Source organism: Sphingobium sp. BS19 (assembly GCF_027925545.1).
Classification (GTDB): Bacteria; Pseudomonadota; Alphaproteobacteria; order Sphingomonadales; family Sphingomonadaceae; genus Sphingobium.
Window position 1 is genome coordinate 247,010 of sequence record NZ_BSEF01000001.1, and the last position, 13,637, is coordinate 260,646.

The following is a 13,637-nucleotide window of genomic DNA, read 5'->3' on the forward strand; positions in this document are numbered from 1 at the left end:
GGACACCGCTTCCTGTTTTAGTCAGCTTGGGGCTGTGCGAAGGTCAGAAGAACAGGATCGCACCTGCCGCGACAGTGTCCGCTTTCGCTTCGTTGCCGTTATGCGCTTCCGACTTTGTGCGGATATATTCGCTGATCAGCGTCACCCAGCTTGTCAGGCCATAACGCACCTGCCCGACATAGCTGCTGTTCTTGTCCACCAGTGTCGGGTTCGCGAGTGCATCGGCAGTGTTCGCATAATCGAGCGTGCTCTGGCCGTAGCTACCCCCGACAGAGAACTTTCCGAATGTCGCAAGCCCTTGCAGGTAGAAGCCTTCGCTGTCGCGCTTGTCTCCGAAAGCATCGGTATCGAACAGGTTGAGCGCCGTTGTGCCCAGGCCGGAACCCTTGTAGTAATAACCCATGACAGACAGCGGACCGATGCCGATCTTTGCACCGGTATCGAAACCGCTGCCCGTATAGGATGCGCCGTCCACGCGATCATGCTTCTGCGTGATCGCGGACAACCAGACACGCGTGGAAATGTCACCGAACTTACCATCGTAAACGACCTTCGCCTGGAACCCCGGCGCACTGCCCGTTTCCCCCGGGCCGGTCAGCGACTGGAGCGGCTGGAATACGCCGACGCTGGCCTGAAATCCGCTCAGATTAGGTGTGCTGTAGGTAATCTGCGGCTGGAAATCGGTATAGATATAGCCTGCCCCGATGCGCCCCAGTGAAGTGTTGGAGGGTGCGACATTGCCACCGGTCGATCCCACGGAAAGCAAGGTGATGTCGTTCAAAATACCTTCGGAACCGAACAGGCCGATGTCGCGGCCCATCTTCACTTCGCCAAAGCCCTTGCGACCGATGGTCAGGTAGGTTTGGCGGAAATCGATGCCAGCCGTCTGCAACGCGGCTGGGAAGCCCGGACTGTTTGCGCCGCCGCCTGCTGCGTAATTCACGCTGTTGATGCCGGGATACATGCCGAAGTGCGCGCCGACATCCCAACCGCCCTGCGTGGTGGTGAAGTCGAACTTGAGGAACCCGGGAAGCAGGCCGTTGCGAATTGCCGACGCATTGCCGCCAATTGGCACGACGCCGCCAACAACCGCAGTATTCGGACCCGGCGCCTGGCCATTGTCATGTACGTAGAAGCCGTTGACTGACCCGGACATTTTTACGGTGACGCCACCGACTTCCATGCCGATGCCGCTGTCGGTCATCCGCACGATCCGCTTGTCATCCAGCGACGCTGCGGCGGCCTGTGCAGGCGCGGCGGCAGGCGAAGTCGCAACTTCGGTGCCTTCCTGCGTCAGCAATGCCTGATATTCTTCGTCTGTCAGAATGCCCTTTTCATGCAGGCGTTTCAGCAGCTCGGCGGTGGTCCCTGCCATCGCCGGTGTCGCTGGTACGGCCAGCATCATGGCCAATGCCGCCCCTGCGAGCCATTTTCCTCTTTTCATAACACCCTCCCGTTTTCCGGTTATCCCGGTGAAGCGACAGTGCGATGCAAGGAGGCGATCTTAAATTGGACTTTGGTTCTCGTTCCTTGGGTCGCCAAGGGTCGAGGTACCCTCTCAGGGGGCGATAGTGACCCCCCACGGACCGGCGCCGGTGGCGACCGTTGCAGTCACTTTGGCGGAGGCAAGGTCTATCACAGACAGCGTGTCGGATAATCCATTGGCGGCATAAGCCGTGGTGCCATCGCCGGAGATCGCCAGATGCCACACGCGCTTTCCGACCGGCACATAGGCGCGCACGGTGCGTGTGGCGACATCGACCAGCGCCACATGGTCGGCGCGCCCCAGTGCGATAACGGCTGTCTTGCCATCTGGCGTGAAGCGGATACCGCACGGCAACATGCGGTACGCGGCAACGCCTGGGACCGCGAATTTCAACGTCTCGATAATTTTTCGGCTCTCGACATCGACAATCTGCACCGTGCCGCCCACTTCAGCCGCTATCCACAATTGCTTCCCGTCTGCCGTGAACTCGACATGGCGAGGCCGCTGATCCGTTGCCGTTTCGTCCACCATCGTCTTTGTGGAAAGGTCGATCCAGTTGACGATATTGTCTTCTTCTGACGTCACCACTACCCATTTGCCGTCCGGGCTTTGCGCGACGCCCTCAGGCTCCCCGCCGACATCGATCTGAAAATCGACACTGCGCTTCTGGAGGTCGATTGCCGTCAGCGCGGCATTGTCTTCGTTGGCAACGAAAAGGCTGTTCCCATTGCGGGAGAGAAAAAACTGTTCGGGGTCTTGTCCCGACGGGAGATCCGCTACCAGCTTTCCGGTTTCACGGTCGATCATCTGGACCGCATGATCGGCGCTGGCGGCCAGATAGATATACCGTCCGTCCTTCGACACGGTAATCCCCCTTGGACGTCCACCCGTTGGCCAGGTGGCAGTGACTGCGTGAGTCGCAGCATCGATCACCGTGATGCTATTTCCCCGCTCATTGGAGACATAGAGCGTCTCGGCCTGCGCACTCGTGGCATACAGCAGAACCGTCAAACCCAGCAGTTGCGCGCGTCTCATCATCGTCTCTCCTATACTGCATTCTAAGCAGAGCCGTGCTGACAAGGCATTGTACCAATGGGCAATGGGGCAGGGGATCGGACTGCCCTACATTGGCGGTCATGGCAGGGGTCATATAAAAGTTTGGGTGAGGACAGAATGAGCAATTTCGGACGTGCCATATTGGCGGGCGCAGCATTGGTCGCCGGGATATCGGTGACCTCCTCCTTGATGGCGCATGGCAATGTGACTCCGCAGGCCGTCGATACCAGTGCGCTACCAAAGTTGGGCGCCGACTGGCTGCCTAAAAACCCCTACACAGGCAACGCAAAAGCCATTGAAATTGGTGCGTCAGCCTACAATCAGAATTGCGCACGATGCCACGGTCTGGAGGCAATATCCGGCGGTATAGCGCCCGATCTTCGCTATCTCGAATTGGGCGAGAGTGGCGACGAATGGTTCATGGAGCGGTTTCGCAAAGGCGCAAGCCATGACGGCAAGGTCTACATGCCTGCCTTTGGCGATGTACTGGGACAGGAAGCCGGTTGGGCAATCCGTTCCTGGTTGGAAACCAAGCATGAAGAATAGACCGACGTTCGACCGGCGTATGCTGCTTCACTCGATGGGCGCGGTATTCGCCCTAGCGGTTACGTCATCTGCAGCCGATGCCGCGCCGATTGCTAAGGTCAAAGCACTGGGGGTTCTCCGGGTCGCCGTCTATAAAGACAACCGTCCCTGGTCCTGGAACAAGGAAGGCCAGATCGTCGGCATAGACGTCGATCTGGCCAAGGCGCTGGCGCAATCGCTGGGTGTTCGGCTCGATCTGGCCGAACTGAGCGCAGACGAAAGCGTCGACGATGATCTGCGCAATGCGGTCTGGCGCGGCGGGTTGCTGGGGTTTGCGCCAGTGGATGTCATGCTGCACGTGCCGTTCGACCGGACCTTTGCGGCGCGCAACGATCAGGTGGCTATCATCGCGCCTTATTATCGCGAGAGTTTTCAGTTCGTCTGCGGTAACAGCGACATCGATTGCGATGCTGCACCCTCGCAGTTCAAGGGCAGAAAAATCGCCGCTGAGCTGGATAGCATCCCGGATTTCTATCTGACGGGAACTGGCGGCGGTGCCATCGCGAAGGATGTCGCACACTATCTTACCGGATCGGAGGCCGTGCTGGCCGTTGCAGAGGGCAAGGCCGATGCAGTTCTCGCCAGCCGCGCACAGATCGAAGCGGGACTGCATGACATGCCGGGTCGTCAATTGACGCGACGCAAAATGCCACTGCCTGCCTTTTCGTCCGGTGGCTGGGATATCGGCATGGCGGTTAAGGAAAATAGCCGCTCGCTGGGCGATGCCATCGAAGCTGAGCTGGAAAAGATGATGGCGACCGGACAGTTGCAGGCGATTTTTGCCGCTCATGGCGTCAAACATGTGCCGCCGGCCCTTGTTTAAGGCCTGAACTGAGCGATGCGTGGGGGCGGGGCCGACCCAAGGTCCAATTGCTGCATTATACCCATAGCATAGGCTGCATCCCGAAGGCGCCAATAGCGTCTGAATCAGGGAGGATGACTATGACGGGACGTATAGCGCGTTCGATTGCCAGGCTTGGCATGGGTGCGGCAGCAATGGCTTTGATAGGCGCGCCGTTGATGGCCCAGGGGCCGACAGACGCACAATTGATGGGGGACGCAGCCTCGACCGGGGATGTGTTGACGTACGGCATGGGGCCGCAAGCCCATCGGTTCAGCCCCTTGACCACAATCAACAGCGAAAATGTCGTCAAAATGGTTCCGGCGTTTTCCGCGTCGCTAGGCGGTGAAAAGCAGCGCGGTCAGGAAGCGCAGCCGATCGTTTATGACGGCACGATTTACGTAACGGGATCCTACTCGCGCCTCTTTGCTTTCGATGCGAAGACCGGCGAGGAAAAGTGGCAGTACGATGCGCGCCTGCCCGACGGAATCATGCCATGCTGCGATGTCGTCAATCGCGGAGCCGCTATCCATGGCGACAAGATCATTTTTGCGACACTCGACGCGCGGCTCGTGGCGCTCAATCGCCTGACCGGCAAGGTGATCTGGAACAAACAGATCGCTGACTATCAGGCAGGCTATAGCGCAACCGCCGCGCCCTTGATCGTCAATGGTATGGTCATTACTGGCAATTCCGGCGGTGAATTCGGGGTTGTCGGCGCTGTCGAAGCGCGCAATGTCGATACTGGTGAGCTCATCTGGCACCGTCCGGTGATCGAAGGCCATATGGGTACGCTCAACGGCAAGGATAACGGCATCACCGGCAAGCTCAATGCAAGCTGGACCGGCGATCAGTGGAAGAATGGCGGCGGCGCGACATGGCTGGGCGGGACATATGATCCCGAAACAAACCTGTTGTTCTTTGGCACCGGCAACCCAGCGCCGTGGAACAGCCATTTGCGTCCTGGCGACAATCTGTACACCGCTTCGACATTGGCAATCGATCCGGCGACCGGCACGATCAAATGGTCGTACCAGACCACGCCGCACGATGGTTGGGACTTTGACGGGGTGAACGAATTCATTCCCTTCGACGCCACCATCAATGGCAAGCCAATGAAGCTGGGCGCAAAGGCCGACCGTAACGGCTATTTCTTCGTCCTAGACCGTACCAATGGCAAGTTCATCTCTGCCAATAAGTTCGTCATGCAGACGACTTGGGCCGATGGCTTCAACAAGGCAGGTAAGCCGAATGTCATCCCGGCGGGACGCCCCGGCGCACCGACAGCGGAAAAGGGCACGACCGTATTCGCTTCGCCTTCCTTCCTTGGTGGCAAGAACTGGATGCCGATGGCTTACAGCCACGATACCGGCCTCTTCTATATCCCGTCGAACGATTGGGGCATGGATATCTGGAACGAACCCATCGCCTACAAAAAGGGCGCAGCCTATCTGGGCGCGGGCTTCACCATCAAGCCGATTGCAGAAGATCATATCGGCGCACTGCGTGCCATGGATCCCAAGACTGGCAAGATCGTCTGGGAATACAAGAACAAGGCTCCGCTATGGGGTGGCGTCCTCACCACGGGCGGCAATCTGGTGTTCACCGGCACGCCCGAAGGTTATCTCAAGGCATTCGATGCGAAGACCGGCAAGGAATTGTGGAAGTTTCAAACCGGATCGGGTGTGATCGGGTCTCCGGTAACCTGGGAAACGGATGGCGAGCAGTTTGTCGCTGTCATGTCCGGCTGGGGCGGTGCAGTTCCACTTTGGGGTGGCGAAGTGGCCAAGTCTTTCAAGGAAATCAATCAGGGCGGCGCGCTATGGGTGTTCAAGCTCCCCAAGGGCTGACGAAATCTACACTATAAGGAACGTAAGATGATCGTGATGGGGCGCAGCAGCGGCGGTGGTACAAGTTACAATGCCGCGCGACTTGCTGCGCCTCATGTCGTAATGCCCTATAAGGGACGAGGGGAAGCTATGGTATTGAACAGCGGGGGAGCAGAGATGGAGCGTGTGCTCATCATCGACGACCATCCGCTTGTACGAGATGGCCTGCGCAGCGTTATTGCGGTGACTTTCGATCAATGCGAGGTTTTCGAAGCGGCTGGGCTAGAGGAAGCCATCGCTACGCTGGAGAAGCAAAGCAACTTCGATCTGATCCTGCTGGACGTCCACATCCCGGACGTGAAGCGGCTGGACGGCTTGAAGTTGCTACGCGAACGCTTCCCCATATTGCCAGTCGTGATGATTTCAGGCGCTTTCGACCGCAGTATCGTACGGGAGGCATTGGCCGCCGGAGCGTCCGGCTTCATCCCCAAGTCGATGAAGCGTAGTGCCATCGTCGAAGCGCTGCATCGTGTCGTCGCGGGCGAAATCTACATGCCCGATGCAATAGAAGAAGACAGCCAGGGATCGCAGCAGGAAACCGACATATTGGGACGCATTGCCAGCCTGACGCCGCAACAGCGGATTGTGCTGACGCATCTGGTTCATGGGCGTCTCAACAAGCAGATTGCGCATGACCTTAGCGTTTCCATGACCACCGTGAAGGCGCATGTGTCCGCAATCCTCCAAAAACTGGGCGTCTACAGCCGCACGCAAGCCGTTATCATGGCAAATCGAGTGCATTTCGACGGCGAGAATTGAAACGCCGTCACGTGCACTAATGCAACATCGTCCGAAGGAGGGCCCGCAACTGTGCGGGCTTTACCGGCTTGTTGAGCAGAGGGGTGCCTCTTGCTGCCAGTTGTGCCTTGAGCACGTCGCCTCGATCCGCAGAGATCATGATCGCCGGGATGGCCGCACCGAAATGCTGGTGCAATTGCACGATCGCGTCGTCACCTGTGGCTCCATCCTTCAGATGGTAGTCGACGAGAATTACATGAGGCTGGGTGCCATCGGGGAACTGTGCGACGGCCTCTTCAAATCCATCCGCCACCGTTACGGAACATCCCCATCCCGTCAACAGACTGCGCATTCCCGACTGTATCTGGCGTTCATTATCTATCACTAATACGGACAGACTGCCCATAGGACGTTCTCGGGCAGGCAAAGCAGCATTCTGCTCATTGTCGATCACCTCGCTGCCAAGCGGTATGGTAATGGAAAAAGCCGCACCTTTGCCGGGTGCCGAAACAAGACCAATGGGGTGACGCAGCATTTCGCTGGCGCGTTTGACGATGGCGAGACCCAGCCCCTTGCCCTGGATCCGCGTGTCGAGCCGTCTGAACTCTTCGAATATCGCTGATTGTTGTTCTTCGGCGATACCCGGCCCGGTATCGCTGACTGTGACAACAACACTCGCTCCCTGTTGCGCACAGGTGACCCGCACGGAGCCTTTCTGCGTGTAACGTATCGCGTTTGAGACGAAATTCTGAAGTATGCGGCGTAGCAGTCGCATATCGCTAGCGACCCAAACGCTACTGGCGTCGACGACAAACTCCAGACCTGCTCCATGCGCCATCGGCGCAAATTCCAGCGCCAGCGTGTGCAGCAGGCGATCAATGCGAAAATGCGTGATTTCCGGCTGAATCGCCCCAGCATCGAGGCGCGATATTTCCAGCAAGGCTTCCAGCAAATCCTCTACCGAATCCATTGCCGTCGACGTCTGGTTGACGAGCGCACGGGTAGGAAGCGCCAGCCGCCGATCTGCCAGTGCGGCGATAAAAAGGCGTGCGGCATTCAGTGGTTGCAGCAGGTCATGGCTTGCCGCTGCCAGGAAGCTCGTCTTCGATAGATTGGCCTTTTCCGCCGCGGTCTTGGCTTCCAGCAATGCTGCTTCGACGAGCCGCCTTTCGGTGACTTCCGCTTCAAGCCGTCGGTTTACTTCAACAAGCTGCGCGGTGCGTTCGGACACACCCTGCTCCAGTATTTCGGCTGTTTCGCGCAAGTTTGCCTGTGCATGGAGCATGTCGGTGACGTCTGTGAAACTGAAAACCTGCCCGCCACGCCCCATGGTGGTGGCACGCAGTTCGAATGCGCGCGTGTCGGTGCGGCACTGATGCGCAATCCTGCTCCCCGGCGGCTGGTCGCCGCGCCATTCAAGGCAACCGGCGTCATCCATGCCCATCTGGTCACGGCACCACCGCAACAGGTCGTCATGAGTCACGATGACGCGGGCAAAATCGTCGGACAAACCCAGCAAGCGCCCAAGCGAGTCATTCCACGCTGTGAGATGCCCGCTATCGTCGAAAACGCACACGCCTTCCGACAGGTTGTCGAGCGTGGATTGGAGAACAAGGTTACGTTCGCCCAGTTCGCGCGCCCGGTTGCGTGCATCTTCTGCTTTAACTTCGGTAATATCGGTGTAGATACCGACGATCCCGCCTTCGGACGTGCGTAATTCGTTTATCTGCACCCAGCGGCCGTCCGCCAGCGCCTGCACATGGCCACCATCGGCCACGCCGTGCCGTGCCAGCCTGTCGGACACCCAGCGGTCCGGTGCTACCAGCGACCCTTGCGGGCGTTCATGTGCAGCGGCCAGGCGCACCAGTTCGTCGAAGGCCAGACCTTCGCGAATGTGCGGCGTGAGTTCCGGCCAGAATCCGAGATAAGCATCGTTGAAAAGAACGAGCCGGTCTTCGGCATCGAACAGTACGAAGCCTTCATTGATGGAATCGATGGCATCGCGCAGGCGCATTCGCGCTGCATCGGCTTTGCCATGCGCTCCGGCCAGTTCGGCATTCGCTTGCGCCAGACGGGCGAGCGCATCTTCCAGGGCGCTGGTACGGTCGCGAACAAGAGCTTCCAGCGAAATTGCCGTCTCGAACATGGAAAAGGCATTGGCCGACATATCTGTCGAGCGCTCGACCCGGTCCATCAACGCTGCGTTGATCCGGCGCAGCTTGCGCACCTCGTCGCGAAGAGCAATCGCCTCCGTTTCAAGATCGGCAGAATGAGGGGCAACGGCGTCAGTCATTTGCCGATGGCAAGGCCGCTGAAAGTCTGATTGACGTGAAGGGCGTGATACTGCTCACCATAGGTGTTGAACCCGACGACGCGGTTACGGACGTACAGTTTTGAAACATCGCGCGCGATTTGCCGCTGTTCGGCGTCGATGCGATTGAGCACGCAATCGAAAGCAATGATGCGGTCCACTTGACCGACGCGCTCGCCAATATCGGCGAACAGTTTTTCCATGCCTGCGATGCGGTTGACTGGCTCGCCTACGGTCAACACTAGCCCCACGTCGATCGCACAATAAAATGTCAGGCTGCCGTCCGGATTGGCGCACTGGATTGACCGCACGTGATATTCGCCGCCAGCCCGCACCATCGGGGGGTGTGCGGCGAAAAACTGCATGCCCAGTGCTTCGCCAGCATGTCCCGCCAAACGCAGATATTCTTCTGCCGCCGGCTCCGCATTGATTTCCGTCACGATGCGCTCGTGAGGGGTGGCACCGGTAATCACCATCTTGCGGTCACTCGGTGCGTAGTGCTGCGCCTTGAAGACATGCATCGGCTTTGGGGAGGACAGGATTGCGACGACAGCCGCGCGCGGTCGAAATTGCCCACCATGAAAAATTGCGGTTTGCCTGAACGCCAGATCGTCACCCGACGATCCGCCGATCAGCGGAATGTCGTTCAGCGCATCCTGAATCGTCATGGTCAGGATCTCTTCGCGATGGGATAAGCCATCGACCAGAAACAAAGCGACATGGTTGACTTGATCGCCCAGCGCCTTGCTATCGCGCTGCGCTATGGCAGCCAGATTGCGCACCGCTTCGCGGGCCTGATCCGGATCGAAATTGTCGAGATCGGTAAAACAATGCGACACCATTTGAAAACTGTCCGCGGGGAAACCGATCACGGTCAAGCTATCGTGATCGTACCCCGCTTCAGTCACTTCGCCAGAACTGGTGCAGCCTATTACCGTCAGGCCTTCCGTTCGACGATTGATCGCGCGTGAGAGCTTGTCGCGATCGTACCGCTGTGAGCAAAACACCAGCGCCCCGGCGAGCGGTGTAGCGCCAAGTTGCGTGATAACATCGTCCATCGCTTCAAACGGATCATCCGCATGACTAGCCGCAAAGGCGATACCAGACTCCAGCGTTGCGCTCACGGCGGTCATTGCCCTCTCCATTATAGTTATGGGCAAGCTATGCACTTCTTATACCGCGTTTGTCACGCACCGCGCATTGGTTCCCCCGCGCTTTCCAACAGCTCCGCTTCTTCGTCCGTGAACACGCGCGAGCGAATCATGAAACGCATCCCCTCTGGGCTTTCCAACGACATGCCTGCACCACGTCCTGGCACGACATCTATGGTCACCTGCGTATGCCGCCAATATTCGAATTGGGCTGCGCCGATCCACACCGGCACATCGCCTGCAATGTTGCCCATCAACACGTCCTGTGCGCCGACTTTGAACTCGCCCCGTGTAAAGCACATCGGTGCAGATCCGTCGCAACAGCCGCCTGATTGGTGGAACATCAGCGGGCCATGCTTGTCCGTCAGGGATGCGATCAGCGCATCGGCAGCCGATGTCGAAAGTATCCGGGACGGCAAAATGGGCGTGGCCATCGGGAACGCTCCTTTAAAAGAACAAAGCGGCGGGCATCGTGAGATGCCCGCCAGGAAACATGCGACACATGAAAGGGGAAATCTGCATCGTCACATTTCGATCAGAAGAACCCCAACGCCTTGGGGCTGTAACTGACCAGCATATTCTTGGTCTGCTGGTAATGATCGAGCATCATCTTGTGGTTCTCGCGACCGATGCCCGATTGCTTGTACCCACCAAAGGCAGCGTGGGCGGGATAGAGATGGTAGCAGTTGGTCCAGACACGTCCGGCCTGAATGGCCCGGCCGAAGCGATACGCCCGCGTGCCGTCGCGCGTCCACACGCCAGCACCCAGACCGTAAAGCGTGTCATTGGCGATGGAGAGTGCCTCTTCCTCGTCCTTGAACGTCGTGACCGATAGAACCGGGCCGAAGATTTCCTCCTGGAAAATCCGCATCTTGTTGTGACCCTTGAGAACGGTCGGCGTGACATAATAGCCTTCACCGAGTTCGCCCTCATGGATGGCACGTTCGCCCCCCGTCAGCACTTCCGCGCCTTCTTCCTTGCCGATGGCGATATAGGCGAGGATCTTTTCAAGCTGGTCGTTCGATGCCTGCGCGCCGATCATGGTCGATGGGTCCAGCGGGCTGCCCATCTTGATGGCCTGCACCCGCTTGATCGCCCGCTCGATAAAGGCGTCGTAAATCGATTCTTGAATGAGCGCCCGGCTGGGGCAGGTGCATACTTCACCCTGATTGAGCGCGAACATCGAGAAGCCTTCAAGGCACTTGTCGAAAAACTCGTCGTCGGCATCCATCACGTCAGCGAAGAAGATATTCGGCGACTTGCCGCCCAATTCCAGCGTGACGGGGATCAGGTTTTCCGACGCATATTGCATGATGAGGCGACCGGTGGTGGTCTCACCGGTAAACGCGATCTTGCTGATCCGCTTGCTGCTGGCGAGCGGCTTGCCTGCTTCGACGCCGAAACCGTTTACGATGTTGAGAACGCCCTCGGGAAGGAGATCGCCGATGATCTCCATCAACACCAATATCGACATCGGCGTCTGTTCGGCGGGCTTCAGCACGACGCAGTTGCCAGCCGCCAGTGCGGGAGCCAGCTTCCAGACGGCCATCAGGATCGGGAAGTTCCAGGGGATGATTTGCCCCACGACGCCCAGCGGTTCGTGGAAATGATAGGCGACCGTGTCATGATCGATTTCGCTGATCGACCCTTCCTGCGCGCGGACACAGCCGGCGAAGTACCGAAAATGGTCGATGGCGAGGGGAATATCCGCGGCAGTCGTTTCACGGATCGGCTTACCGTTGTCGATGGTCTCAGCCAGCGCGATCACGTCCAGATTGGCTTCCATCCGGTCGGCGATCTTGTTCAGAATGTTGGCGCGTTCGGTCGATGACTTGCGGCCCCATGCGTCCTTGGCGGCATGTGCCGCGTCCAGTGCCAGCTCGATATCTTCGGCAGTTCCACGCGCAATCTTGCAAACCACTTGGCCCGTCACCGGCGATACATTGTCGAAATAGGCACCCTTGGTGGGTGCCACCCACTTGCCGCCGATATAGTTGTCATAACTATCGCGGATCATTGTTTTGCCTGAAAATTTGTCCAGCGCCTGTTGCAGCATGGTCGTTCTCCTAAGGTCCGTATTGCATCGGGATTACACCGGCGCAGCATGACAAAGTGAGAGATTCTGGCAATTGGACCTTAGGTCAGTCATCCGGTCTGGAGGCCAGACGAGCTGCGTTCCTCACCCGATCTGGCGGATCCAAACCTATTCCACAGTAGCACACTGGGGATTCTGAACCATGGTATCGGCAGGAACGATCAGCGTTATGCGGAGCGATAGCCCACCCGCAAACGGCGCCAATATTGCTCCGCCAATCTCACACGGTCGGCACTGTGCCGCCGTCAATCACATATTCGGCGCCTGTGATCGTACCTGCACGGTCGGACGCCAGAAAGGCGATGAGGTTCGCTACTTCTTCAGGCTTCGATGGACGTCCAATCGGAATGCCGCCGAGTGAGTCCATGATCATCGTCTTACCGACTTCGATGTCGCCGCCATGCTCGGACGCTAGTCGCGTCGCAAGGTCGATGGAAGCTTCGGTTTCGATCCAGCCGGGGGAAACCCGCACGACTCGAACGCCTTGAGGTGACACCTGCTTCGACAGGCTCTTGCTGTAAGTCGATAAGGCCGCTTTCGCTGCGGCATAGGCTGTCGTCGCCTCGGGCAAGGGGAGTTTGCTCTGAATGGAGGTCACATGGATCACGACGCCGCTACCGCACGACACCATGTCGGGCACGAGTGCGCGGTCGAGGCGGACGGCCGGCATGAGGTTTAGGTCGAACTCCCTGCTCCAAATCTCGTCGCTGAGGGCTTCGAACCCGCCCGCAGGCGCAGAGGATCCGCCGAGCATATGGACGATGATATCCACGCCGCCCATGCGCTCCCGCACGGCTGCCGCCAAGGCCGCACAGCCGTCGGGGCTGGTCAGGTCTGCGGCGACGAACATGGAATCCGGAAGGCCGTCTGCTCGGGTCCGGGCGGTGGTCAGCACCTGTGCGCCCAGCATCTGGAAAAGGCTGACAGTAGCGGCTCCAGCACCGCGCGTACCGGAGGTTATCAACGCCCGCTTCCCGCTCAGATCGAGGAAGGGATGCAAATTCGGGCTAACCCCGGCGCCCTGAATGGCTTTGCTCACAGGACGATCTCTAACGCGGCGATCTTCTCATCGTCGAGGGTGAACAGGTAGCGCAGGTCTACCGGGCTCCCCGGAAAATCACCGACAAGATGGCTCGTGACGACTGTTCGATCATCTTCGGTAGAGATAGAAAAGGGCTCCACCGTATACGTGTATTTGCGTGAGGAGTCCGCCTTCCACTGCCGAATTGCATCGCGCCCTACATAGCTGTGCCCCTCGTCCTTGACGGTGGCGGTCTCCGTGAAACAGCGGGACACAGCATCCCCATCTTGCTCAGTGTCGGCGGCGAAATATCTCGCGATTACATCGGGTAGCGCGATAGCCATCGTTCATCTCCTGCATGCTGGCGGGATGCACCGTTTCGGTGTCCCTGTCTCCACTATGCCAATATAGTGCTGGACCCTTGTGCCGATAATCGTGATAAAGCGGGATGCAACGTTGTGGAA

General features: G+C 58.5%; 12 protein-coding genes. 4 read left to right on the top strand and 8 right to left on the bottom strand.

The window, feature by feature from the left end; all coding sequences use genetic code 11:
• Positions 1–43: 43 nt before the first annotated feature.
• Positions 44–1,444, bottom strand: a complete 1,401-nt coding sequence (locus QMG56_RS01225; protein WP_281820721.1) for a porin — start codon at positions 1,442–1,444, stop codon at positions 44–46.
• 114 nt (positions 1,445–1,558) lie between these two features.
• A complete protein-coding gene (locus tag QMG56_RS01230; protein ID WP_281820968.1) occupies positions 1,559–2,521 on the bottom strand; it encodes a PQQ-dependent catabolism-associated beta-propeller protein in 963 nt (320 codons plus the stop codon).
• Between the two features lie 138 nt (positions 2,522–2,659).
• On the opposite strand from QMG56_RS01230, the gene pedF reads away from it, so the two are divergent.
• The 4 genes from pedF to QMG56_RS01250 all read left to right on the top strand — a co-directional run bounded on the left by pedF (position 2,660) and on the right by QMG56_RS01250 (position 6,616).
• On the top strand, positions 2,660–3,088 hold the full coding sequence (gene pedF, locus QMG56_RS01235; RefSeq protein WP_281820723.1) for a cytochrome c-550 PedF: 429 nt from the start codon (positions 2,660–2,662) through the stop codon (positions 3,086–3,088).
• On the top strand, positions 3,078–3,950 hold the full coding sequence (locus tag QMG56_RS01240; protein WP_375713608.1) for an ABC transporter substrate-binding protein: 873 nt from the start codon (positions 3,078–3,080) through the stop codon (positions 3,948–3,950). Before pedF ends, QMG56_RS01240 begins: the two co-directional genes overlap by 11 nt.
• A 119-nt stretch (positions 3,951–4,069) precedes the next feature.
• Positions 4,070–5,818 carry a methanol/ethanol family PQQ-dependent dehydrogenase gene (locus QMG56_RS01245; protein ID WP_281820725.1) on the top strand — a complete coding sequence of 583 codons (1,749 nt, stop codon included), beginning with the start codon at positions 4,070–4,072 and terminating at the stop codon, positions 5,816–5,818.
• Between the two features lie 27 nt (positions 5,819–5,845).
• The gene (locus QMG56_RS01250) at positions 5,846–6,616 is read left to right on the top strand and encodes a response regulator transcription factor (RefSeq protein ID WP_230189591.1); all 771 of its coding nucleotides are present in this window, start codon (positions 5,846–5,848) and stop codon (positions 6,614–6,616) included.
• Positions 6,617–6,632: 16 nt separating this feature from the next.
• On the opposite strand, the gene QMG56_RS01255 is transcribed toward QMG56_RS01250, so the two are convergent.
• The 6 genes from QMG56_RS01255 to QMG56_RS01280 form a co-directional block, all read right to left on the bottom strand.
• Complete coding sequence (locus tag QMG56_RS01255) at positions 6,633–8,888, bottom strand: NahK/ErcS family hybrid sensor histidine kinase/response regulator (RefSeq protein WP_281820728.1); 2,256 nt, start codon at positions 8,886–8,888, stop codon at positions 6,633–6,635.
• Complete coding sequence (locus QMG56_RS01260) at positions 8,885–10,039, bottom strand: FIST N-terminal domain-containing protein (protein ID WP_309298531.1); 1,155 nt, start codon at positions 10,037–10,039, stop codon at positions 8,885–8,887. Before QMG56_RS01260 ends, QMG56_RS01255 begins: the two co-directional genes overlap by 4 nt.
• Positions 10,040–10,092: 53 nt before the next feature.
• Positions 10,093–10,491, bottom strand: a complete 399-nt coding sequence (locus QMG56_RS01265) for a DUF779 domain-containing protein (protein ID WP_281820729.1) — start codon at positions 10,489–10,491, stop codon at positions 10,093–10,095.
• A 101-nt stretch (positions 10,492–10,592) separates the two neighbouring features.
• Positions 10,593–12,113 carry an aldehyde dehydrogenase gene (gene adh, locus QMG56_RS01270; protein WP_230189588.1) on the bottom strand — a complete coding sequence of 507 codons (1,521 nt, stop codon included), beginning with the start codon at positions 12,111–12,113 and terminating at the stop codon, positions 10,593–10,595.
• A 259-nt stretch (positions 12,114–12,372) separates the two neighbouring features.
• The gene (locus QMG56_RS01275) at positions 12,373–13,191 is read right to left on the bottom strand and encodes an SDR family oxidoreductase (protein WP_281820733.1); all 819 of its coding nucleotides are present in this window, start codon (positions 13,189–13,191) and stop codon (positions 12,373–12,375) included.
• The gene (locus tag QMG56_RS01280) at positions 13,188–13,517 is read right to left on the bottom strand and encodes a nuclear transport factor 2 family protein (protein WP_281820735.1); all 330 of its coding nucleotides are present in this window, start codon (positions 13,515–13,517) and stop codon (positions 13,188–13,190) included. Before QMG56_RS01280 ends, QMG56_RS01275 begins: the two co-directional genes overlap by 4 nt.
• Positions 13,518–13,637 lie beyond the last annotated feature (120 nt).

What these genes read in the sequence shown, in the direction of transcription:
- QMG56_RS01245 (WP_281820725.1), top strand. Translation starts at nt 4,070, where the DNA reads ATGACGGGACGTATAGCGCGTTCGATTGCCAGGCTTGGCATGGGTGCG.
- QMG56_RS01240 (WP_375713608.1), top strand. Translation starts at nt 3,078, where the DNA reads ATGAAGAATAGACCGACGTTCGACCGGCGTATGCTGCTTCACTCGATG.
- pedF (WP_281820723.1), top strand. Translation starts at nt 2,660, where the DNA reads ATGAGCAATTTCGGACGTGCCATATTGGCGGGCGCAGCATTGGTCGCC.
- QMG56_RS01255 (WP_281820728.1), bottom strand. Translation starts at nt 8,888, where the DNA reads ATGACTGACGCCGTTGCCCCTCATTCTGCCGATCTTGAAACGGAGGCG.
- QMG56_RS01260 (WP_309298531.1), bottom strand. Translation starts at nt 10,039, where the DNA reads ATGACCGCCGTGAGCGCAACGCTGGAGTCTGGTATCGCCTTTGCGGCT.
- QMG56_RS01230 (WP_281820968.1), bottom strand. Translation starts at nt 2,521, where the DNA reads ATGAGACGCGCGCAACTGCTGGGTTTGACGGTTCTGCTGTATGCCACG.
- QMG56_RS01280 (WP_281820735.1), bottom strand. Translation starts at nt 13,517, where the DNA reads ATGGCTATCGCGCTACCCGATGTAATCGCGAGATATTTCGCCGCCGAC.
- adh (WP_230189588.1), bottom strand. Translation starts at nt 12,113, where the DNA reads ATGCTGCAACAGGCGCTGGACAAATTTTCAGGCAAAACAATGATCCGC.
- QMG56_RS01250 (WP_230189591.1), top strand. Translation starts at nt 5,846, where the DNA reads ATGATCGTGATGGGGCGCAGCAGCGGCGGTGGTACAAGTTACAATGCC.
- QMG56_RS01265 (WP_281820729.1), bottom strand. Translation starts at nt 10,491, where the DNA reads ATGGCCACGCCCATTTTGCCGTCCCGGATACTTTCGACATCGGCTGCC.
- QMG56_RS01225 (WP_281820721.1), bottom strand. Translation starts at nt 1,444, where the DNA reads ATGAAAAGAGGAAAATGGCTCGCAGGGGCGGCATTGGCCATGATGCTG.